The 23,555-nt window shown below is 31.4% G+C and carries 22 protein-coding genes; 6 read left to right on the forward strand and 16 right to left on the reverse strand.

Annotated elements, in window-relative coordinates; translation table 11 throughout:
• Positions 1-220: 220 nt before the first annotated feature.
• From ettA to AC28QF_RS11475, 11 genes are all read right to left on the reverse strand, one after another.
• On the reverse strand, positions 221-1,912 hold the full coding sequence (gene ettA, locus AC28QF_RS11425) for an energy-dependent translational throttle protein EttA (RefSeq protein ID WP_488201916.1): 1,692 nt from the start codon (positions 1,910-1,912) through the stop codon (positions 221-223).
• Positions 1,913-1,930: 18 nt separating this feature from the next.
• Positions 1,931-2,113 (reverse strand): CAL67264 family membrane protein, encoded by a 183-nt coding sequence (locus tag AC28QF_RS11430; protein ID WP_218772853.1) that lies wholly within the window; start codon positions 2,111-2,113, stop codon positions 1,931-1,933.
• A 112-nt stretch (positions 2,114-2,225) separates the two neighbouring features.
• Positions 2,226-3,212 (reverse strand): UDP-3-O-(3-hydroxymyristoyl)glucosamine N-acyltransferase, encoded by a 987-nt coding sequence (gene lpxD / locus AC28QF_RS11435; protein ID WP_488201915.1) that lies wholly within the window; start codon positions 3,210-3,212, stop codon positions 2,226-2,228.
• 100 nt (positions 3,213-3,312) lie between these two features.
• Complete coding sequence (locus tag AC28QF_RS11440; RefSeq protein WP_488201914.1) at positions 3,313-5,337, reverse strand: oxidoreductase; 2,025 nt, start codon at positions 5,335-5,337, stop codon at positions 3,313-3,315.
• Between the two features lie 328 nt (positions 5,338-5,665).
• Complete coding sequence (locus tag AC28QF_RS11445) at positions 5,666-6,376, reverse strand: pirin family protein (protein ID WP_488201913.1); 711 nt, start codon at positions 6,374-6,376, stop codon at positions 5,666-5,668.
• 76 nt (positions 6,377-6,452) lie between these two features.
• A complete protein-coding gene (locus tag AC28QF_RS11450) occupies positions 6,453-7,322 on the reverse strand; it encodes a pirin family protein (protein ID WP_488201912.1) in 870 nt (289 codons plus the stop codon).
• 85 nt (positions 7,323-7,407) lie between these two features.
• Complete coding sequence (locus AC28QF_RS11455) at positions 7,408-7,845, reverse strand: MarR family winged helix-turn-helix transcriptional regulator (protein WP_488201911.1); 438 nt, start codon at positions 7,843-7,845, stop codon at positions 7,408-7,410.
• A gap of 32 nt (positions 7,846-7,877) precedes the next feature.
• Positions 7,878-8,126: a glutaredoxin family protein gene (locus AC28QF_RS11460; protein WP_488201910.1), complete on the reverse strand. Its 249-nt coding sequence runs from the start codon at positions 8,124-8,126 to the stop codon at positions 7,878-7,880.
• Between the two features lie 78 nt (positions 8,127-8,204).
• Positions 8,205-8,738 (reverse strand): NADPH-dependent FMN reductase, encoded by a 534-nt coding sequence (locus tag AC28QF_RS11465; protein WP_488201909.1) that lies wholly within the window; start codon positions 8,736-8,738, stop codon positions 8,205-8,207.
• A gap of 2 nt (positions 8,739-8,740) precedes the next feature.
• Positions 8,741-9,148 (reverse strand): OsmC family protein, encoded by a 408-nt coding sequence (locus AC28QF_RS11470; protein WP_488201908.1) that lies wholly within the window; start codon positions 9,146-9,148, stop codon positions 8,741-8,743.
• A 6-nt stretch (positions 9,149-9,154) separates the two neighbouring features.
• Positions 9,155-9,505, reverse strand: a complete 351-nt coding sequence (locus AC28QF_RS11475; protein ID WP_488201907.1) for a DoxX family protein — start codon at positions 9,503-9,505, stop codon at positions 9,155-9,157.
• Positions 9,506-9,621: 116 nt separating this feature from the next.
• On the opposite strand from AC28QF_RS11475, the gene AC28QF_RS11480 reads away from it, so the two are divergent.
• Positions 9,622-10,092: a GNAT family N-acetyltransferase gene (locus AC28QF_RS11480; protein WP_488201906.1), complete on the forward strand. Its 471-nt coding sequence runs from the start codon at positions 9,622-9,624 to the stop codon at positions 10,090-10,092.
• 84 nt (positions 10,093-10,176) lie between these two features.
• Here AC28QF_RS11480 and AC28QF_RS11485 read toward each other — a convergent pair whose 3' ends face one another.
• Both AC28QF_RS11485 and aceB read right to left on the reverse strand, forming a co-directional pair.
• Complete coding sequence (locus AC28QF_RS11485) at positions 10,177-11,799, reverse strand: isocitrate lyase (protein ID WP_488201905.1); 1,623 nt, start codon at positions 11,797-11,799, stop codon at positions 10,177-10,179.
• Positions 11,800-11,883: 84 nt separating this feature from the next.
• Positions 11,884-13,479, reverse strand: a complete 1,596-nt coding sequence (gene aceB / locus AC28QF_RS11490) for a malate synthase A (protein WP_488201904.1) — start codon at positions 13,477-13,479, stop codon at positions 11,884-11,886.
• Between the two features lie 150 nt (positions 13,480-13,629).
• Between aceB and AC28QF_RS11495 the strand changes: the two genes are divergently transcribed.
• Genes AC28QF_RS11495 through AC28QF_RS11515 form a run of 5 tightly spaced genes read left to right on the forward strand, consistent with a single transcriptional unit; the run spans position 13,630 to position 20,172 of the window.
• The gene (locus AC28QF_RS11495) at positions 13,630-15,108 is read left to right on the forward strand and encodes a helix-turn-helix domain-containing protein (protein WP_488201903.1); all 1,479 of its coding nucleotides are present in this window, start codon (positions 13,630-13,632) and stop codon (positions 15,106-15,108) included.
• A gap of 59 nt (positions 15,109-15,167) precedes the next feature.
• A complete protein-coding gene (locus AC28QF_RS11500; RefSeq protein WP_488201902.1) occupies positions 15,168-16,796 on the forward strand; it encodes an acyl-CoA carboxylase subunit beta in 1,629 nt (542 codons plus the stop codon).
• A gap of 7 nt (positions 16,797-16,803) precedes the next feature.
• Positions 16,804-17,400 carry a hypothetical protein gene (locus AC28QF_RS11505; protein ID WP_488201901.1) on the forward strand — a complete coding sequence of 199 codons (597 nt, stop codon included), beginning with the start codon at positions 16,804-16,806 and terminating at the stop codon, positions 17,398-17,400.
• Position 17,401: 1 nt separating this feature from the next.
• A complete protein-coding gene (locus AC28QF_RS11510; RefSeq protein ID WP_488201900.1) occupies positions 17,402-19,399 on the forward strand; it encodes a DUF3352 domain-containing protein in 1,998 nt (665 codons plus the stop codon).
• Between the two features lie 56 nt (positions 19,400-19,455).
• The gene (locus tag AC28QF_RS11515) at positions 19,456-20,172 is read left to right on the forward strand and encodes a YebC/PmpR family DNA-binding transcriptional regulator (RefSeq protein ID WP_488201899.1); all 717 of its coding nucleotides are present in this window, start codon (positions 19,456-19,458) and stop codon (positions 20,170-20,172) included.
• 16 nt (positions 20,173-20,188) lie between these two features.
• On the opposite strand, the gene AC28QF_RS11520 is transcribed toward AC28QF_RS11515, so the two are convergent.
• The 3 genes from AC28QF_RS11520 to AC28QF_RS11530 form a co-directional block, all read right to left on the reverse strand.
• Entirely contained in the window at positions 20,189-21,265 is a 1,077-nt protein-coding gene (locus AC28QF_RS11520) for an AMP-binding protein (protein WP_488201898.1), read from the reverse strand.
• Positions 21,266-21,504: 239 nt separating this feature from the next.
• A complete protein-coding gene (locus AC28QF_RS11525) occupies positions 21,505-22,437 on the reverse strand; it encodes a CPBP family intramembrane glutamic endopeptidase (protein WP_488201897.1) in 933 nt (310 codons plus the stop codon).
• Between the two features lie 44 nt (positions 22,438-22,481).
• Positions 22,482-23,522 carry an o-succinylbenzoate synthase gene (locus AC28QF_RS11530; protein WP_488201896.1) on the reverse strand — a complete coding sequence of 347 codons (1,041 nt, stop codon included), beginning with the start codon at positions 23,520-23,522 and terminating at the stop codon, positions 22,482-22,484.
• Between the last annotated feature and the right edge of the window lie 33 nt (positions 23,523-23,555).

Below are 23,555 nucleotides of genomic sequence, written 5' to 3' on the forward strand. Positions count from 1 at the left end.
CACTATTTATAAATTTTTTATGTATTTACAAGAAATGTTCTTATTTTTTGGCACATTTATTGCAGTTAACAATTCTTTAACATAAATCACAAACTATGAAAAACTATCTACTAAACAGTTTTTATTATTGGTGGGAGAATTGTTAAGTGAAAAGGAAAGAAAAAACTCGAAGTATGCTAGCTTCGAGTTTTTGTTTTTTATAGTAATATATAGTAACTAATTATCTAATTAGCTTTCTATATTTAATACGTTTCGGCATTAAATCTCCACCTAAACGTTTCTTCTTATTTTCTTCATATTCAGAGAAACCTCCTTCAAAGAAGTATACTTCACTGTTTCCTTCAAAAGCTAAGATATGTGTACAAATTCTATCTAAAAACCATCTATCGTGACTAATAACAACCGCACAACCTGCAAAATTTTCCAAACCCTCTTCCAAGGCTCTTAATGTATTTACATCTAAATCGTTTGTTGGCTCATCTAATAATAAAACGTTTCCTTCTTCTTTTAAAGTCATCGCTAAATGCAAACGGTTACGCTCACCTCCAGAAAGTGTAGAAACCTTCTTATTTTGCTCACTTCCACCGAAATTAAAACGACTTAAATAAGCTCTAGAATTTACTTGCTTACCGCCCATCATTACTAAATCTTGACCTTCAGAAAAGTTTTCCCAAATAGATTTATCTTGATCAATATTAGAGTGTGCCTGATCTACATAAGCAATCTTTGCCGTTTCACCTACTTTAAAACTTCCAACATCAGGAGTTTCCTCACCCATAATCATTTTAAAAATAGTAGTTTTACCAGCACCGTTTGGCCCAATAATTCCAACAATTCCCGCTTGCGGAAGATTAAACTCTAAATTATCATATAATAATTTATCTCCAAATGCTTTCGAAACTCCACTCGCTTCAATTACATTAGTTCCTAAACGTGGTCCGTTAGGAATGTAGATTTCTAATTTTTCATCAGTTTGTTTCTGATCTTGACTCATCAATTTATCATAGTTCTTCAAACGTGCTTTTTGCTTTGTTTGACGCCCCTTTGCTCCTTGACGAACCCATTCTAATTCTCGTTCTAATGTTTTTTGACGCTTAGAAGCGGTTTTGCTTTCTTGTGCCATTCTTGTAGATTTTTGATCTAACCAAGAAGAGTAATTCCCTTTCCAAGGAATTCCTTCACCTCTGTCTAATTCTAAAATCCAACCCGCAACATTATCTAAGAAATATCTATCGTGCGTTACAGCAATTACAGTTCCTTTATATTGTGCTAAATGATGCTCTAACCAATGTACAGATTCTGCATCTAAGTGGTTAGTTGGCTCATCTAATAATAAAATTTCAGGTTCTTGTAATAAAAGTCTACATAAAGCAACTCTTCTTCTTTCCCCTCCTGATAAGTTTTTAATTGGTGTATCACCATCTGGAGTACGTAAAGCATCCATAGCAATTTCTAATTTCGTATCTAACTCCCAAGCATTAGAAGCATCAATTTTATCTTGAAGCTCTGCCTGTTGCGCCATTAACTTATCCATTTTATCTGCATCAGAATACACTTCTTCTAAACCAAACATATCGTTGATTTTGTTGTATTCTTCTAAAATAGCTACTGTTTCTGCAACACCTTCTCTAACGATTTCGATTACAGTTTTGCTATCATCTAACTTTGGTTCTTGCTCTAAATAACCAACTTTATAACCTGGTGAGAAAGTTACATCTCCTTGGAAATTTTTTTCTACTCCTGCGATGATTTTTAATAAGGTAGATTTACCCGATCCGTTCAGACCTAAAATACCAATTTTTGCTCCGTAGAAGAAACTTAAATAAATATCTTTTAAAACTTGCTTATTAGTACTTTGATAGGTCTTTGAAACCTTATTCATTGAAAAAATGACCTTCTTATCGTCTGACATTTTATTTTTTTTTATTAATTAAACTCTTCCTTTTAATGCATTAAAAACCCATGCATTTGCAAAGAAACCTAAACCCACTGCTGCAAATCCATAGCCAGCTACTTCATCATATCTAAAAGCCCCTAAACCTACTAGTAAAAGACCTATTAAAATCATTATAAACGTTGCCCAAGCTAGGACAGTATTTTTATTCATTGCCATAATTTACTCTTTATAAAAAATGTGAACTGCAAATATCGGGATTTATTTTCTCTTTAAATAATCCGCATAAAAAAATCTCACTCGAAGTAAGATTTTTAAAGTATCTTTATTTTTATCCTCTAGCTAACTTACGTAAAGCAACCCATTGTTTCATCATTTCTCTAGCATCTGTTGCAGGATAACCAACTACGGTTTTTCCAGCTGCAACATCAGCAATAACTCCTGATCCTGCTCCTACTTTTGCGCCTGAATGAATTGTTGTATGATCTTTTATTGAAGCGCTTCCGCCAATAACAACACCGTCACCTAAAGTAACAGATCCTGCTAAACCACTATTTCCTGCCATGATACAAAATCTACCTAATACAGAATTATGACCAATTTGCACTAAATTATCTATCTTACATCCATCTCCTAAAATAGTAGAATTAAACTTACCTCTATCTACACAAGAATTCGCTCCTATTTCTACTTGGTTTCCTATAACAACATTTCCTATATGCGGAATCTTAGTTAACCCTTTTTCACTTGGTCTGTAACCAAATCCGTCTGCACCAATACTCACATTGGCATGAAAAATACAGTCATTACCAATTATACTTCTTTCTCTAATTACAGTACCCGACCAAACGATCGTATTATTTCCAATAGTGGTATCATCAAAAATTGAAACATTCGGATATAAAATAACGCCATCTCCAATAACCACATTTTTACCAACATAAGTATTTGCACCAATCTTAGAACCTAGACCTATTTTTGCCGTTTTATCAATTACTGAAGTCGGATGAATATCCGTTTCGAAATAAGGTCCTTCTTCCTGAAATGCTTCCAATAATGTTGCCATCGCTAAATCTGCATTTGTTACCTTAATAAATGCTTTATCTATTCCTGGTTCAATCTCTATTTTAGCATCAATAATTGCGGCACTTGCGTTAGATTCATCCCATAAACGAGCAAACTTATTATTTCCAATAAAAGTAATTTGTCCTTTTTTTGCTTTTTCAATTTGCTCTGGGGCTGTAATTTCTTCGGAACAATGCCCTATTAACTCTCCCTTTAACAATGAATTAATTTCTTTTATTGTAAATGATTTCATGTTCGTTTTTTCTGATTAGTTTGCTAAAAATACTGTTTAATTATGCAACAAAAAAATCCTACTTGATGTAGGATTTTTAATATTTTAATTTTACTTGTTGCTATATTTCAGCAGCCAACCTACTACCCTGATTGATAGCTCTTTTGGCATCTAACTCTGATGCAAAATCTGCACCACCAATTACATGCGTTTTTATTCCTTTGGCTTCTAAAGGTGCTAGTAATTCTTTTAACGGAACTTGACCTGCACAAATAATTACATGATCAACCGCTAATATTTTCTGTTCTTCATTTTGAGTGTAATGCAATCCGTCATCATCAATTTTAGTGTATTGCACTTCGTTAATGAATTGTACTTTTTTCTTCTTTAAAGTTGCGCGATGAATCCAGCCTGTTGTTTTACCAAGATTTGCACCAAACTTACCTTTACTTCGTTTGAACATAAAAATTTCTCTTGGCGATGGATGTATTGCTGCTTTAATACCTTCTATTCCACTTCTTGCGGTAAGAGTTTTATCAATACCCCATTCTTTTAACCAAGCATCAATATTTAAAGCGGTACTTTCTCCTTCGTGTGCTAAATATTCTGATACATCAAAACCAATTCCTCCTGCTCCAATAACGGCAACTCTTTTACCTACCGGTTTTTTTAATTTAACAACGTCAATATAACTTAATACTTTCTCATGATCGATTCCGTTAATTTTTAGCTCTCTAGGTTTTATTCCTGTTGCTATTACAACCTCATCAAAATTACCTTTCGCTAAATCATCTGCAGATACTCTTGTGTTTAATTTTACTGTAACATTATGCAGTTCTAATTGCTTATTAAAATAACGGATTGTTTCATAAAACTCTTCCTTTCCCGGAATTTGTTTTGCTATATTAAACTGACCTCCAGTTTCTTTATCTGCATCAAAAAGTGTTACCTCATGCCCTCTTTGAGCTGCAATAGTTGACGCCGCCAAACCTGCGGGCCCTGCACCTACAACTGCGATTCTTTTCTTTTTTTCTGCTGAATTATAATTAAATTCTGTTTCATGACAAGCTCTCGGGTTTACCAAACAGCTTGCTACTTTTTTCTGAAAAGCGTGATCTAAACAAGCCTGATTACAAGCAATACAGGTATTTATTTCATCATCCTTTTCTTCTCTAGCCTTATTTACCCATTCAGGATCTGCTAAAAACGGACGTGCCATAGAAACCATATCTGCATGTCCCTCCGCTAATACTTTCTCAGCCGTTTCTGGCATATTTATTCGATTAGAAGTTATCAACGGAATTGATAATTCTTCTTTCATTTTTTGTGTTACCCAAGTAAACGCTGCTCTTGGCACCGATGTTGCAATAGTAGGAATTCGTGCTTCGTGCCAACCAATACCTGTATTAATTATAGTAGCTCCTGCCTTTTCAATCTCTTTACCTAACTGAACAACTTCTTCCCATGAGCTTCCTTGTTCAACCAAATCTAACATTGATAATCGATAAATGATGATAAAATTCTCACCTACGCTTTTACGAATTTTCTCAACAATTTCAACTGCTAAACGGATTCTGTTTTCATAACTTCCTCCATAATTATCGGTTCTTTTATTGGTTCTTTTTACAATAAATTGATTAATTAAATAACCTTCTGAACCCATAATTTCAACGCCGTCATAACCAGCTTCTTGCGATAGTTTTGCACAGTTCACAAAATCTTTAACCGTTCTACGAATTCCTGATTGTTTTAAAGCGAAAGGTTTAAACGGATTAATTGGTGCTTGTATTTTTGACGGTGCTACTGTTACTGGGTGATATCCATAACGACCTGAGTGTAAAATTTGCATACAAATTTTACCTCCTTCTTTATGCACTGCATCTGTAACTACTTTATGTTCTCTTGCATGTTTTTTCGTGCTCATTCTAGCAGAAAAAGGTGCTGTCCAACCTTGAATATTTGGCGAAATTCCTCCTGTAATAATTAATCCTACCCCTCCTCTAGCTCGCTCTGAATAATATGCAGCAATTCTTTCTGTCCCGTTTTTTTCTTCTTCTAAACCTGTATGCATAGATCCCATTAGAATACGATTTTTTAAGGTTGTAAAACCTAAATCTAATGGCTCAAATATATGTTTGTATTTCATGAATTGAATATTTAAAAGTATTATGCGTGCATAATACTTTGCAATATATGTTTATTTTTTGAACTTAAAAAGTAAAAGAGTTAGAATGAAAAAGATGCGATGAGAATTGCAAATAAAAGTAAATTTGGTTTAGCCGGGAGTATATTTTCTAAAAAGGATAAAAAAGAAAAACAATTAACTCAAGATAATTTTTGATACTGCAAAATCTATCAATGCTCTTCGGAGGTTTAAAGAAATATGGCTTTGAAAGAGAACACCGTGGTTTTAGTGTTAATAAACTCTAACAAATTAAGTCCTATCCTTAAAAAAAAAGAAATAGGGCTTGTTGCTAAGTATTCATAGGTACATCAATAACCAATAATTTACTATTTTTATTACCAGTAATATTTACTGCATCTATATCATAAATACCTATGGCATCTCTTGTCTCTATCGTTTCATTTTCTATATCAATCGATCCATCTATTAAGAAAAAATAAGCTGCATTTTTTAATTCATATGTAACTTCTATACCTTTATCTAAATCAATCATTGCTATATATCCTTGTTGATTTATAGGTAAAGAATCTACTATTTGATTATTTATGGGAGAAACTAATGTTTGAAATTTGTTTTTCCTGCCCGTTTTATCAAACATTTTTTGATTGTAATATGGCGTTACATTTTCTATTTCTGGAATAATCCAAAGTTGTAAAAAATTAACTTCATCTGTTTTACTATCATTAAATTCAGAATGTGTTACTCCTGTTCCGGCACTCATCACTTGCACTTCTCCTACCTCTATCGAACGCTTATTATCCATACTATCTTTATGAGACAATGCACCTGAAATCGGAATAGAAATAATTTCCATGTTCTTATGAGGATGTGTACCAAAGCCCATTTTTGGCTGTACAATATCATCATTTAAAACACGGAGCATTCCGAAATTCATTCTTTCAAAATCTTGATAACTTCCAAAACTAAATGTGTGATTAGACTTTAACCAACCATGATCTGCATAACCTCTAGAGGTAGCTCTGTGAATTATTTTTTTCATCGTTTTAAATATTTATCGCGTTCATAAAATATATATAATGGCGACTGTTAGAACCAAAACTGTTTTCTAAAAAACATTAATATAAATAACCCATTTTTCCTTTTTGATAATCACGCATAGCTTCCATAATTTCGGTTTGCGTGTTCATTACATAAGGTCCGTATTGCGTTATTTTTTCTTTAATAGGCACTCCTGAAAGCACCAACAAGTTGGATGTATCTTTTGCTTCAATTTTTATTATATTTCCATCTTCATTGAAAACAATCATCTGTATTTCTCCTTTTTTTAATACTGTTGATTCATTTATCAGAATTTCACCATCTAACAAATAAACTAACGACTGATGATCTTTAGGAATATTAATCTCTATACTTCCTGACTCTTTTGCTTTTAACGTAAAAACATTCACTGCTGTTTGTGTTTTTATCAAACCAACTTTATTATTTTGTGTTCCCGCAATAACTTTTAACTGAATAGTTTCATCATCATTTTCAACTACAGGGATATATTCACTTTTTAAATGTTGATAATTCGCTGGCATCATTTTTTTTGACGCTGGTAAATTTAGCCACAATTGAATTCCTTCTAAATCACCTCCTTTTTTAATAAATTCTTTTGATGGACCCTCTGCATGAATTATTCCTCTTCCAGCTGTTGTCCATTGCACATCTCCCGCTTTTACTAACATTTCATTTCCTAAAGAATCTCTATGCAATTGTTCTCCCTTAAATAATAATGTAATTGGTTCAAAACCACGATGTGGATGCGGTCCTAAATCAAACGGATTGTTAAATTCACTAATTGCATACGGTCCATAATGGTGTAATAACAAAAAAGGATCTACATTTTCGATGCCTTCGGTAGGCAATGGTTGTCGCAGTTTTATTGGCCCCATGTTAACTAAAGGACTCGCTACTTTATGTTGTATTGTTTTTAGTTTCTTCATTTTATATTGATTTAACACCAAGTAATCTCCATGGAAAGTATTTTTACATAATTATTCAATTTCAATCTTATAACTACTAAATATATTATCTTATTTTATCTAATAAATCACTTAGCTGAGCAGCTTCCTTTTCGGTTAAATTACCTAAATAATCTAAATTTAGTGAGGTATCGATTGTACTTAATAACGCTAACCCTTGTTTAGAAATATTAATATAAACGACTCTTCTATCATGCTCACAACGAATTCTTTCTATGAACTTTTTTTCACATAACTTATCCATTAAACGAGTTGCGTTAGGAGCACGTTCTATCATTCGGTCTTTAATAACCTGTACTTTTATAGCCTCTCCTGCTCCTCGTAAAATACGTAAAATATTAAATTGCTGCGGTGAAATACCATAAGGTTTAAAAAACTCATTTTCGTTACTATTTAACCAATTTGCAGTATATTTAATATTTATTAATGCTTTTACTTTATTGTTTGGAAATTTCGATTTTATATCTTTAGAAATATCTCCCATTTTTAATTAATCGTAATTAGTGTAAAATCAGCTTAACCTTTTAGACTAGCTTCCTTTAATATTTTATTAAAATCATCAGAAGTTGGTGTTAAATACACCTCATCATTAATAAATAATGTTGGGTATTTTAAAACTCCGTCATATAATTCTTTTGTATGTTCTTTAGCTTTTTCATCAGTTGCTACATCTTTATATTCAAATGGAATGTCTGCCATTCGTAAATAGTTTTTAAAAGCTACTGTATGCGCATGTCCTTTTCTTCCGTATATAACAATCTTCATTTTTTATTTCTTTAATTAATCCAAATTTACAAAAAAACACTTTTAAATTCCAAGGAATATAAAATCAATTCATGTAATTTACTCCAATGATTTTTTAAATTTTAAAACAGCTTTTTCTAATTGGTCTTTTAAAGCTTCATCAACAATAGTATTCTCTTTAAAATTATCATAAAAACTAGGTAATGAAAAACTAGCAACAACATTACCGCCCATATGTGGAAATCCTATTTTAGCTATTGATAAAGCAGATGCTCCACCTCTTCCTCCTGGAGATGTTGCCATTAATAACATTGGAATGTTATTCCATAATTTCGGATTAACACGAGACATCCAATCATATATATTTTTAAAAGCCGCTGTAAAATTCCCATTATGCTCTGCTAACGATAAAATAATTCCGTCTGCATCTTGAATTAAATCAAAAAACTTCTGAGCATTCTTCGGAATTCCGTTTACAGTTTCTTCATCGATTCCATAAACTGGTAAAGAAAAATCATTTAAATCTAAGACATTTATTTCTGCTCTATCAACTAAACTAGCAGTATAAATTGCTAATTCTTTATTGATTGATTTTTTACTATTACTACCTGCAAATGCTATTATTTTTTTCATTCTCATATTATTTTAGAAGTTATTGATGTTTCTCCTTTTACCATTTTAGCAACAGGACATTTCGCTGCCATTTCTAATAACTTAATTCTTTGCGACTCTGTAACTTCTTTTTCAAAAGATATTTCTTCTGTTAATGTTTTTTTTATTCCTTCGGATGTTAACTCCTCTTTCTGAGTTACGTTCACTGTTATTTTACCAACATCCCAATTTTTACGCTCTGCATACATTCGTAATGTAATTGAAACACAGCTTCCAATTGCTGTTAATAAATACTCTACAGGCGTTGGCCCTTTATCATTACCTCCTTTATTTGTTGGCACATCAATTACCGCCTTATAATTTCGCATAGTTGCCTCTGCAAAATAATTATTAGTTGTTAATATGGTTTCTGAAGATACTTTACTTGCCATTTATCTTTATATTTTTTTACTATACACATACGAAGTCATTAATAAAATCATTGCAACCAATGCTGCTGTTTGCTCACCATCACCAATCATAACATGCGCAAAAAAAGCAAGTATAAATGCAAAGAAAAAACCTGCGTACGCCCATTCTTTAATTGTTTTATTTGCTACAAACCAAATAGCAACTAGCCCTAATATTTTTGCCGCTGCATACGGATAAATAATATATGTTGGGTATCCGAAGTTTGTAAACATCTGCAGTACTGCTTCATGATTAAACAAATACATTCCTGCAGAAAACAACATTAATAATGATAATAAACCCGTTGCTACGTAATATATAATTTTATTTTTTTTCATTTTTATACGTTTAAAACATTAGACAAAGATACTAAATTATATTTTATTTTCCATGGATATTAATTTCAAGGTAAATTTAAATATTTTAAAACAATAGTATTTTATACTTTTGTAAAATGAATACAATAGAAATAGTAAATTTTAAAACTCAATATTCTGTTCATTTTTATGACTTGAATATTGAATGGTTGAAAACCTTTTTTTATGTTGAACCTTTTGATGAAGAAGTTTTAAGCAACCCTACTAAATATATCATTAATAAAGGCGGACATATATTTTTCGCAAAATTAAATGATGAAATTGTTGGTACAGTTGCCTTAATGCCTAAAGGAACTACTTTCGAGTTAACGAAAATGGCCGTTTCACCAAAACACAGAGGTTTTAAAATCGGACAAAAATTAATGCAGCATTGTATAAATTTTGCTAAAACTGATTTACAATTAAATAACTTAATTTTATATTCTAATACCGCCCTAGAAAATGCTATTTACATTTATAAAAAATATGGATTTATAGAAATTCCGGTTGAAGAAAATTGCCCATACGAACGTTGTAATATTAAAATGAAATTACATATAAATAATTAAAAAACTCCAGCTTTCGCTGGAGTTTTCACTTCAAAATAAAATATACAATTAACTAATTATACACTTTTAGTTTATTAAAATTATTTATACTGCAACTTCAATTTTTCTGGTTTCTTGCTCATTTAATTCAAACTGATTAGATGTATTTTTTTCTCCTTCTGCTTTTAAAGCATTATCACCTGCAAAAAAGGTTTTATGATCGTCTCCTAGGTTAGAACCTGCCATTCTTTGATGCTTCACACACGAAACTCCTTTTCTAATTTCTTGCCTTTGTACTCCTTTTACATACGCTAACATTCCGTCCTCACCAAAATAACCCTCTGTTAAATCATTCATATGAAGCGCTGTTGTATGATATGTTGGTAAAGTTATTAAATGATGAAAAATACCTGCTTGACGTGCACTATCTGCTTGAAAAGTTCTGATTTTCTCATCCGCTATTCTGCATAATTCCGAGTCATCATATATAACATCCATTAAATTATTTTTATCATAAAAAGACATATCTTTTCCCTCAATAAACATGGCATCATATACTTGATTACGGAAGTTTAAGGTCCAATTAAAAGAAGGCGAATTATTATATACTAATTTTGCATTAGGTACCACTTCTTTTACCTTATTAACCATATTTGCAATTTGCCCTACATGCGGGGTTGGCGTTTCGATCCATAATAAATCTGCTCCGTTTTGCAAACTCGTAATACAATCTAACACAACTCTATCAATATTAGAACCTTCCTTAAACTTATACAATCCGTTTGCCAATCTTACCGGACGCACTAATTTTCCGTCTCTCTTCAATAAAACATCATCCTCTTTAGCTTCGTCAATTGTAATTTCTTGTGCTTCTACAAAAGCTAAATATTGCGATGCTAAATCGCCTGGTTCTTGACTTACTGGTAATTTTTGAGTTAAACCTGCGCCTTCAGAATCGGTACGTGCCACTATAACTCCGTCTTCAATACCTAATTCTAAAAATGCATATCTAATTGCATTTAACTTCGCTATAAAATCTTCGTGAGGAACCGTTACTTTTCCGTCTTGATGACCACATTGTTTTGCATCAGAAACTTGATTTTCAATTTGAATAGCACACGCTCCTGCTTCAATCATTTTTTTAGCCAAAAGATACGTTGCTTCTTCGTTACCAAAACCTGCATCAATATCAGCTATAATGGGCACAATATGAGTTTCGAAATTATCTATTTTACCCTGTACATCTTCACCATTTTCTAACCTTCTAAATAAATCATTTAACTCAATTGCATCTGCTTGGCGTAAAAAATCATAAATCTCGCTAATTAATGAAGAAACAGCTGTTTTTTCGTGCATTGATTGATCTGGGAGTGGTCCAAATTCAGATCGTAACGCCGCTACCATCCAACCCGATAAATACAAATATCTTTTACTAGTTGTTTGATGATGTTTTTTTACTGATATCATTTTTTGCTGCGCCACGAATCCGTGCCAACAACCTAAAGATTGAGTATATTTTGATGAATCTGCATCATATTCAGCCATATCTTTTCTCATGATATCTGCTGTATATTTAGCAATTTCTAGACCAGTTTTAAAACGATTTTGCGTAATCATTCTAGCTGCATTTTCAGAAGTAATAGCATCCCAAGTACTACCATATTTTTTCTTAAGAGATCTTACGGTTTCTAATGCCGAATTATAACTTCCTTGCGCTAAATTTTTCATAAGTTTGTTTTTTAATTATTGAAGTTTTCTAGATTTTGATAATTCAGTCTCGCAAACTATTGCCGTAGTTGCGAGACACTTTTTTTATATGTGTTTGTATGCCGAAAGCGTTAAAAACTCTTTGTATTCTTTTAATACAACTAATTTATCAAATAGCTCAATCGCTAGTGTGAATTTTCCATTTGTAAAATTACTTTCACCTACTAAATTTTTAATTTTTTCTACCTCTTCCTCCTTTAATGATTGATACATCGAAAGATTAAAATTTCTACCGTCTTCAATTTTTACATTGCGATGTAACCACAACCAAACCTGAGTTCTTGAAATTTCTGCAGTAGCAGCATCTTCCATTAAATTGTACAAAGCTGCCGCTCCATTTCCGCGCAACCAACTTTCGATATATAAAATTCCTACATTTATATTTTTTCTAATTCCCTCTTCGGTAATTGTTCCTTTTGGCATTTCAACTAAGTCAGATTCAGAAATTTTTACATCACCTCTAGAAACATGTATTTGGTTTTTAGTTGTCATATTTTCATTAAAAACATCCATTGCTACTTTTACCAAACCAGGATGTGCAACCCAAGTACCATCGTGCCCATTCTTTACCTCTTGCTCCTTATCTGCAAATACTTTCGCAAAGGCAGCGTCGTTCGCTTTTTCATCATTTTTAATCGGAATTTGAGCAGCCATACCTCCCATTGCATGTACTTTTCGCTTATGACATGTTTGAATTACACGTAATGAATATGCTTCCATAAACGGAGTTTTCATTGTTACCTGGTCTCTATTAGGAACCATAAAATTTCTGTGATTTCTAAACTTTTTAATGTATGAGAAAATATAATCCCAGCGACCACAGTTTAAACCAGCCATATGATCTTTTAACTCATATATAATTTCATCTAACTGAAAACTAGCTGTGATTGTTTCTATCAACACCGTTGCTTTTATTGTTTTCTCCGGAATATTTAAATATTCTTGTGAAAAAACAAAAACATCATTCCACCAACGAGCTTCTTTATAATGTTCTAACTTTGGTAAATAAAAGTAAGTTGCTGAGTTTTGCTCTTGTAAGATTTTTATATTATGAAAAAAATACAATCCGAAATCAATCAAAGAACCAGACATTTCTTCTCTATCTACAACAAAATGTTTTTCATTTAAATGCAATCCTCTTGGTCTTACCAATAACGTTGCAGTTTGATTATTTAATGAATATGTTTTATTTTTTTTCTCGTTATAAAACGAGATTGTTTTGTTGTTTGCGTCTCTTAAGTTAATCTGACCTTCTAAATTATTTGAGATATTAGGAGAATTACTATCTTCAAAATCTGCCATAAAAGTTTTAGCTCCAGAGTTTAAAGCATTAATAACCATTTTACGATCTACCGGTCCGGTAATCTCAACTCTTCTATCTAATAAATCGTTTGGCAATTCTGCACATACCCAATCACCTTCTCTAATAGCTTTTGTTTCTGAAGGAAAAGAAGGATAATTACCCATATTAAAATAAGCCTGATCGATTTCTCTTTCCTCTAATAATTGTAATCTCTTTTTATTAAAATTTTCATGAAGATGAATTAAAAACAGTTTCGCTTCATCTGATAAAACATTTTTATAATTAGCTTCATTAAAACCTACATATTCTATTTCTTTAATCAAAACACCCTGATCCATAATAACTTAATTTTAGTAATTGATAATTCAATGATATAAAAAATAAATTAAAATAAATAGCGAACGTTCGCTAAATTACTAAAATATTGCAGTTTTTATTAATTCGCTAATTTTAATACCTTTGAATTACGAATCTTTTAATTAAAAATTTTGGAAGAAGAATATATTAGACTTGTTTTTGGATTAAAGCTAAAACAAATACGTACCGATAAAAAACTATCTCTTTTCGGGTTAGCTAAACTTACAGGTTTATCAAAATCTTATTTAAACGAGATTGAAAAAGGGAAGAAATATCCTAAAACAGATAAAATTGTTATTCTTTCAGAAAAACTAGAAGTTACTTACGACCATTTGGTTTCTTTAAAACTTGACAAAAACCTTGCACCTATTGGTGAGATTTTACAATCTAAAATTTTAAAAGAAATTCCGTTAGATTTATTCGGAATTAAAGAAAGTAACTTAATAGATATTGTAGCAAATGCTCCTGCTAAAGTAAATGCCTTTATTAGTACTGTTATAAAAATATCTCAGAACTATAATTTAACTCGAGAAAATTTTTTCTTAGCTTCACTACGTTCATACCAAGAGGCTCATAATAATTATTTTGAAGATATCGAAAACAGTGTTATCGCTTTTGCCAAAGCCTATCAAATTGACCTAAACGAATCAATAAAATCTAAATACTTAGAAGAAATTTTAATTGAAGAGTATGGCTACACTATTAACAATGAAGAACTTTCTAAGCATCAAAAATTATCAGAAATAAGAAACATTTATATTCCAAAAAATAAAACATTACTTTTATATAATGATATAAATGATGCCCAAAAAACTTTTATATACGCTAAAGAAATAGCCTATAATTATCTAAAAATCGAAAACCGTTTATATACTTTTCCTTGGATAAAATTCGAGAGCTTCGATCAGGTTTTAAATAATTTTATAGCCTCTTATTTTGCTGGTGCTTTAATAATACCAAAAGACAATTTAATTAAAAACTTAACTCATTTTTTCTCTTTAAAAGAATGGCAACCGCTACAACTACATAAAATAACTAAAAATTATAACTGCTCTGACGAAACATTCTATCAGCGATTAACTAATATCTTACCGAAGCATTTTAATATAAAAAATTTATTTTTTTTACGTTTTACACATAAAGAAAATTCAACAGTTTTTAAATTATCAAAAGAGCTACATATTACACAACAGCAAGCGCCACATGCTAATAGAAACAATGAGCATTATTGTAGAAGATGGCTTTCTATAGAAACAATAACAGATTTAGAAAAATCGGCAGATAAAAATTCCTCTTACGGTATACAAATTTCCTCTTACGAAAATACTAAAAACGAATACTTAGTATTATCAGCTGCTACTTCTGATCCTTTTAAAGGAAAAAACAATCGAAGTGTAAGTATTGGCATGTTGCTTTCACCTCATTTAAAGAAAAAAATTCAATTTTTTAAAGAAGATACTTTTACCAAAAAAACAGTGGGTGTTACTTGTGAAACTTGTGCCATTAAAAACTGTAAAGAGCGTGTGGCCGAACCACGTATTTTAAACAAACAATCTAGAAACAATGATATTGCAAAAACCATAGAAAACATCATTCAATCATACACTTAAACGGCTTGTAGTATAAACGGTTTTTCTTACTTTAGCAATCGCAAACAAATAACATACAAATGGATCTTAACTTCAACAAAAACGAAGACCACAATAAACTTTTAGCATCAGATTTACGCACACGCTTTGCCAAGGTTAAATTAGGCGGCGGACAAAAACGTATTGATAAACATCACGAAAAAGGAAAATTAACCGCACGAGAGCGTATCGACTATCTTTTAGATGACAATACTAAATCGATAGAAATCGGAGCCTTTGCAGGTGAAGAAATGTATAAAGAGCACGGCGGTTGCCCTTCTGGTGGTGTGGTTGTAAAAATAGGTTATGTTAGCGGTAAGCAATGTATTGTTGTAGCCAATGATGCCACTGTAAAAGCTGGTGCTTGGTTTCCTATTACAGGGAAAAAGAACTTAAGAGCACAAGAAATATCTATAGAGAACAAATTACCAATTATCTATTTGGTTGATTCTGCTGGTGTTTATTTACCATTGCAAGATGAAATTTTTCCGGATAAAGAACACTTCGGACGAATTTTTAGAAACAATGCGATTATGAGCAGTATGGGAATTACCCAAATTTCTGCTATAATGGGTAGTTGTGTTGCTGGTGGTGCTTATTTGCCAATTATGAGCGACGAAGCTATGATCGTAGACAAAACAGGAAGTATTTTCTTAGCAGGAAGTTATTTAGTAAAAGCTGCAATTGGCGAAAGTATTGATAACGAAACATTAGGTGGCGCAACTACGCATTGCGAAATTTCTGGTGTTACCGATTATAAAGCAAAAGACGACAAAGATGCTTTAGATAAAATAAAATTTGTTGTTGATAAAATAGGAGATTACGACAAAGCTGGCTACAGCCGTAAAGAAGCTTTTCCTCCAAAAGAAAACGAACAAGATATTTTCGGAATTCTTCCGAAAGAAAGAAATGCACAATACGACATGTTAGAAATTATCAATCGTTTGGTTGACAATTCTGAATTTGAACAATATAAAGAAGGCTACGGAAAAACAATTATTACAGGTTACGGTCGTATTGATGGTTGGGCCGTTGGTATTGTTGCCAACCAACGAAAGTTGGTAAAAACTAAAAAAGGTGAAATGCAATTTGGAGGAGTGATTTATAACGATTCTGCCGACAAAGCAACTCGTTTTATCGCTAACTGTAATCAGAAAAAAATACCTTTAGTTTTCTTACAAGATGTTACTGGTTTTATGGTAGGTTCTAAATCTGAACATGGCGGAATTATAAAAGACGGTGCCAAAATGGTAAATGCTGTTAGTAATTCAGTTGTTCCTAAATTCACCATCGTTATTGGTAATTCTTACGGAGCAGGAAACTACGCTATGTGTGGTAAAGCTTACGACCCAAGATTAATTGCTGCATGGCCAAGTGCCGAATTAGCAGTAATGAGTGGAAACTCTGCTGCAAAGGTTTTATTACAAATTGAAACTGCTTCGTTAAAAAAACGTGGAGAAGAAATTACTCCTGAAAAAGAAGCGGAGTTATTCGACAAAATAAAATCTCGTTACGACAATCAGATTTCACCTTATTATGCAGCTGCAAGAATCTGGACAGACGGTGTAATTAATCCGTTAGATACCAGAACTTGGATTTCTATGGGTATTGAAGCAGCGGATCATGCTCCTATCGAGAAGAAATTTAATTTAGGTATTATTCAAGTATAATTATCTCATGAGCAAAACAGTCTTTATATTAATAGTACTAATTAGCGTTTCTTTATTTTCACAAAAACAAAAAGCAACTCTATATTTAAGAAACGGAACTGTACTAGAAGGTTTTGCCCGATTTGCTAATTTTGAAGAAGCCGTAAAATTTAAAAAAAATAAAGAAGAGAAAATAAAAACATTCAATTATAAGGAATTGGATCGACTTATAATAGATATGGATGGTGAAGAGGTTGAATTTCAGTATAAAATTATAACAAACAAAAGGCCAAAATTTTTTAGGGTAAAAGAAAGAGGTTTAATAAGCCTTTATTTCACTAAGCATACAGGAGGTTATATTGATTCTTTTGGAATAAATGGAACGTCTTTACAACTTGGTTACTCTAAAGATGTTATAATATACTATTTAGGTAATGGTGATAGCCCTCTCATACAAAAAATAACACCTACTGGACAAATTAGCCGTAAAGAATATCTCAAGAAATTTCACGGTTTTTTTAAAGACTGTCCAGAGTTATTTACGAAAATAAATAACAAAGAATTAAAAAGAGAAAACACACCAGAAATTGTAACTTTTTACAATACTCATTGCTATAAATTATAAAATGAAGAAAAAACTCACTTTAGTAATAATAACGACCTCTCTTCTTTTTATATCTTATTTTGTTTACATTTTCACACTCGCTGATGAAGATAATATAAATCCTATTTATCTTGTACCTAACGATGCTTTTTTTATTATAGATACCGAAAGACCTATTGATACTTGGTATGAAATTAATGCTAGTGAAATATGGCAACACCTTAAAAATAACGCTTATTTTAATGACATTAGTAAAAGCGCCAATACACTCGATAATATTGTAAAAGAGCAAAAAAGCATTCTTAATTATATTGGCGAGCGCGATGTATTAATATCTGCGCATGTTTACAAACCTAAAAATTACGATTTTTTATATATTGTTGACCTAGAGAAACTTTCGAAACTCGATTTTTTTAAAAGCAGTATATCACAACTAACAGGCGACGGTTTTAAAATTACAAAAAGAACATTTCAAAACCACGAAATAACAGAGCTGTACGACAAGAGCAAAAGAGAAACATTACATATTGCTTTTATCAAAAATCAGTTAATAGCTTCTTACACACATATTTTAGTAGAAAACTCGATAAATCAATATCAAAAACCCGTAATTGGTAGAGATGTTAATTTTGTGGAGATTACTAAAGAAACTCCTGAAGACGGATTTTTTAAAGTGTTTTTTCAGTACAAATATTTACATAAATATCTTTCTTGCTTTACAAACGAAGCAAATAAAGAAGTCGTTGAAAATATTCAAAACTCTCTTTATTATTCTGGCTTTGATGTTTCTTTAATTGAAGGAACCATTATTCAGGCAGAAGGATTTACCAATGTGCAAGAAAACTCAGAAAGCTACTTAACCGCTATTCAAAAATCAGGAAAAGGTAAAAGAACTATTGCCAATATTGCTCCAAAAAACACTGCGTTATACGTAAGTTTTGCTTTTGATAGTTTTGATACCTTTCAAGAGAATTTCGAAGAATTAAAAAAAGAGAAACATCTAGAATTTGAAACTTATAATCAGCAAATTAAAGAAATCGAAAACACTCTCGACATTAATATAAAAGAAAATGTGTATAGTTGGATTGGTGATGAAGTTGCTTTAATACACTTTAATTCTTCGCTTTCTAGAAACAAAAAAGACGTTGCTGCAATTTTTAAAACTACTGATATTGATGAAGCTTCTAAAAACTTGAATTTTATTCTCTCAAAAATAAAAGAAAAAACACCTTTACAATTTAAACAAATCACCTACAAAAAACACACTATTAATTTTTTAGACCTTAAAGGTTTCTTTAAAATAGTTGCTGGTAATATGTTTAAAAAAATTGAAAAACCATATTTTACTATTATTAATGATTACGTTGTTTTTAGTGCGAATCCGAATACTTTAAAAGAAATCATTAATAATAACATTACCAATTACACTTTAGCTTCCTCTAAAGAATTTAAAGAGTTTAATTATTTATTTGATGATAAATCTACCATTTTCACCTATATAAATACGCCTTATATTTATAATGATTTAGTGAGTTTTGTTGATAAAAAAACACAGCTTCAAATAAAGGAAAACAAAGATTATTTTATCTGTTTCAATCAACTTGGTATTCAATTAACTTCTGAAGGAAATATTTTTAAAAGTAATATCACAACTACTTTTAACGATCCCAAATCTGTGGAAGAACAAGTTGCTTTTAATCAAAAATTAAAAAAAAAATTAGCTTTAAAATTGGCTCCAAAAAAAGATAGTCTTTCTATAAAATCTGCTGATGCTATTTTTAACATCAAAGAAATTAATCCTTCTGATTTAAGTGCCAATGAATACAAGGAGTATTATAGTGACGGAAAACTAAAGTTTGAAGTACAACTAGATGATGGCTTAATAGACGGAAGATATAAAATGTATTATCCTAACGGAAATATAAAAATAAAAGGAAGCTACAAAAACGGAAAGAAATCGGGCACTTGGAGAGCTTACGACGAAAAAGAAAATAATCTGATTATCAAAAAAAGATTTTAATTGTAATTAAATAATGCAATAGTTACATTTGCCGTTGAATAAACAAAACTTAAAAAATGGGAAGAGCATTCGAACTTAGAAAAGGACGTAAAATGAAGCGTTGGTCTGCAATGGCTAAAACATTTACCAGAATTGGTAAAGATATTGTAATGGCAATTAAAGACGGAGGTCCGAATCCTGATACAAATTCGCGTTTAAGAGCTGTAATGCAAAACGCAAAGGCTGCAAACATGCCTAAAGACAATGTAGAGCGCGCTATTAAAAAGGCTGCCGATAAAGATACAAGCGATTACAAAGAAGCTTTATTTGAAGGTTATGCTCCGCATGGTATTGCTATCGTTGTAGAAACGGCAACCGATAACAATAATAGAACTGTAGCGAATGTACGTGCCATTTTTAATAAATGTGATGGTAATTTAGGTACATCAGGATCCGTAGTTTTTATGTTTGATCGTGTTTGTAATTTTACTGTTAAAAAAGAAGATATTAAAGTCGATTTAGAAGAGTTAGAACTAGAATTAATCGATTTTGAGGTTGAAGAAGTATTTAATGATGATGAAGGAATAATTATCTATGCTCCATTTGAACAATTTGGCGCTATTCAATCTTATTTTGAAGAAGGTAATGTAGAAATTATCTCTTCAGGGTTTGAAAGAATTCCAACTACTACTACTAAGCTTTCAGAAGAACAGCAAGCTGATGTTGAAAAGCTTTTAGAAAAATTAGAAGATGATGATGATGTACAAAATGTATATCACAGTATGGTTATGTAATAACCAAATAAATATTTTAAAATTCAATTAAATCCAACGTTTTTTTTCGTTGGATTTTTTTTGTTTCCGTTTCTATAAACTGAAGAAGAAAATAAATTTCTTTAGGGATTTCGAATTTAGCAAGTGATGCCTCTTTTTTAATTTTTGATAACAAAAAATTCTCTACTCCGCTCGAAGTGACATCTTCTATAATAAGAATTAACTTTTCTCCTAAAACTTCATCTTTAATTCCTGCTACAAAGAAACGTTGATCAATAATTTCTGATAAATTCTCTTCTATTTTCTCCGGATGTAGTTTTATTCCGCCCGAATTTATAACATTATCGTAACGTCCTAACCATTCAAACTCGGTTTTTAAAACAAGTTTTACAACATCATTTGTCGTAATTATTTCTGATGTTACTTTTGGAGCTTCGATTATTAAGCAATTTCTATCATCCTGACTTATTAAAACATTTGGAAGTGTTTTATAAACAGATTGCTTCGTCGTTGCTCCTCGCAATGACGTGAAGTTATTTAATTTTTTAACAGCAATATGTGTAATCGTTTCTGTCATTCCGTAAGTAGCGAATACTTTTGTAGAAATATTTTGAATCGCTGAAATTAAATCACTTGAGACTACGCCACCGCCAACAATTAATTGATCTATTTTATGTAATTCATTCAACGAATTTCTTAGCTGTAACGGAACCATTGCAGAGAAATCATACTGCTTCTCTATCCCTTTTAACGGACTAGAATCTGGCTGAACAATATCTAACTGCCAACCTAAAGTTAAAGCTCGTACCAACATCATTTTACCCGCAATATAATCGGTAGACAAGCACAACAATGCTGTTGTATTTTTTTTTAAACCAAAAAAGTCTCCTGTAGCAAAAGCCGAGTTTTTCATAAACTCTTTTTGCAGTTGTATTGGTTTTGGTTTTCCTGTAGAACCCGATGTTTGTACAATTACAAAATCCTTTTCATTAAACCAATCCGTTAAAAAAGAAGTTACCGAACTTGAAATATTTTCAGAAAAAGCAAGCAGTTCTTCTTCGGATGAAAATGATGATCCGTTTAATTTAAAATTTTTATGAAACTGATTTTTCATGTATCTATTTTTACTAAAATAAACTAATCTCAAGTTAGAGATTACTTCGTTCTTCTACCTAGTAATGACGTTAGGTTTTATTTTCCTGTCATAATTATACTTTTCACGTCATTCCGAATTTATTTCGGAATCTCATCACTTAAAAATAACTTCTTATTATGAGAACCTGAAACAAGTTCAGGTTGACGAATTATATATACCATCAAGAAAAGATAATAAATAAACTATAACGATTCTATTTATAATGGCTTTTCTATTTTACCAATCAATTTATCTTTCCAGTTTGTCCAACCGTATTTCTTAGAAAACAAAAACAACAGCAACGGATACAATACAAAAACAGATAAAAACATTTCAGAACCAACCGAAGGCTCAGAAGTATCAATAAATAAAGCATCTGTTTGAAAAACCATCCAATCGGTAGTTACTAAAAAAGCTGCCATAATATTATTTACGGCATGTAAACCCAAGGCTAATTCAGTTCCTTCGTCCATTAAAGTTGCAATTCCGAAAAAGAAACCTGTTCCTATATAAAATACCATAGAAATATAGCCTAATTTTTCAACTTCAGGATTTGCACCATGTAACAAACCAAAAGCTAATGAAGTTATAATTAAAGGCATCCATCGGTTTTTAAACCAAGCTCCTATTCCTTGCATAAAATAACCTCTAAATAACAATTCCTCGAAACTTGTTTGCAATGGCAAAAACAAAAAAGAAATTGCTACTAAAGTAAAAAACGGAAGCGGTTTAAAATTCCATGTGTAATGTTCTGGTTCTAAAAAAATGCCCAATAATGTAATACTTACAGCTACAATTCCCCAAGTAATAAATCCGAACCAAAATCGATTCCAATCAATAGTTTCTCTACTTGTTATTACAGTTTTTACAGCTCTTTTATGAATATACTTTATTGTTAAGAATAAAAAAAGCAAACCGATAGCAAACATGGATATCATTAAAAACAAAAATAAGTTCTTATTGATTCCTAAGCTCATAAAGCTATCATTTGCAGCACGAGAAAATTCAGCAAAATCAGCCGAATACAATGCCGCTACAACTGACAAAGGAATAATACCTATAAATTGCCAACCGAATATAACCAACAAAATACCCGCTAAATAATAAACCCAATCGTTTCGCCCTTTATATGCTTGCTGTATAAAATTCATATGTTATAAATATAATGAGATTCTGAAACAAGTTCAGAATGACTTTAGTCTAAATTAAATTGCCATTTCTTTAATGGATTGTATGCTAAAGTTCCGTTTAAAACTTCTAACGGACTCTCGAAATTATTGGTAAACAAACTACCAGTTCCTAAACCTTGAGGTAATGGGTTATTTAATGTATAGGTCCATTGTGCAATGGCGTTTAACCCAATATTACTTTCTAATGCTGACGTAATCCAATTATCGGCATTGTATTTTTTGGCTATAGAAATCCACTCTTCACTTCCTTTAAATCCACCTACTAAACTCGGTTTTAAAATAATGTATTGCGGTTTTATGGTTTGGATGCATTTTTCTTTTTCTTCGGATGTAAAAACACCTATCAACTCTTCGTCTAAAGCAATTGGTAATGGTGTGTTTTCACACAAAGCTGCCATTTCTTGCCATTGCCCTTGTTTTATAGGCTGTTCGATGGAATGAATTTCTAATTCAGCCAGTCGATGTAATTTTCCTAAAGCGTTCTCTGGTGTAAATCCTCCGTTTGCATCTACTCGCAAAGTGATTTCTTTTGATGAAAATTCTTTTCGTATCGATTTTAACAAATTGATTTCTGTATCAAAATCGATTGCACCAATTTTCATTTTTATTGTTGAAAATCCTTGTTGTAGTTTATCTTTTATTTGCTGTTGCATAAAAGATTTATCGCCCATCCAAATTAATCCATTGATAGAAATATTTTGTTTTCCTTTCGTAAAATCTGATGGAAATAATTCAAACGGATTTTTAGCATCTATAGATAAAAACGCTTGTTCTAATCCGAATTGAATACTAGGATAGCGAATCGTTTCTGCCAATAAGGTTACTAAACCCAAATTAATATTTCGGCAAACCCATTTTAGTTTCTCTTCGTAATTTGGTGTATCATCAACACTTAACCCTCTAAACAATCCGCATTCTCCAAAACCTTGTTTGCTGTTTTTTGATAACTTTATAAACCAAGTTTCTTTGGTTTTTAAAACTCCGCGAGACGTTCCGCTGGCTTGTTTAAAATTAAGAATGTGTTTATGATAGGTTGCTGTTATCATTTTAACTGATTATTGGTTTGCGTTAGGGATTGC

The sequence above is a fragment of the Tenacibaculum sp. M1.3A genome (genome assembly GCF_057732375.1).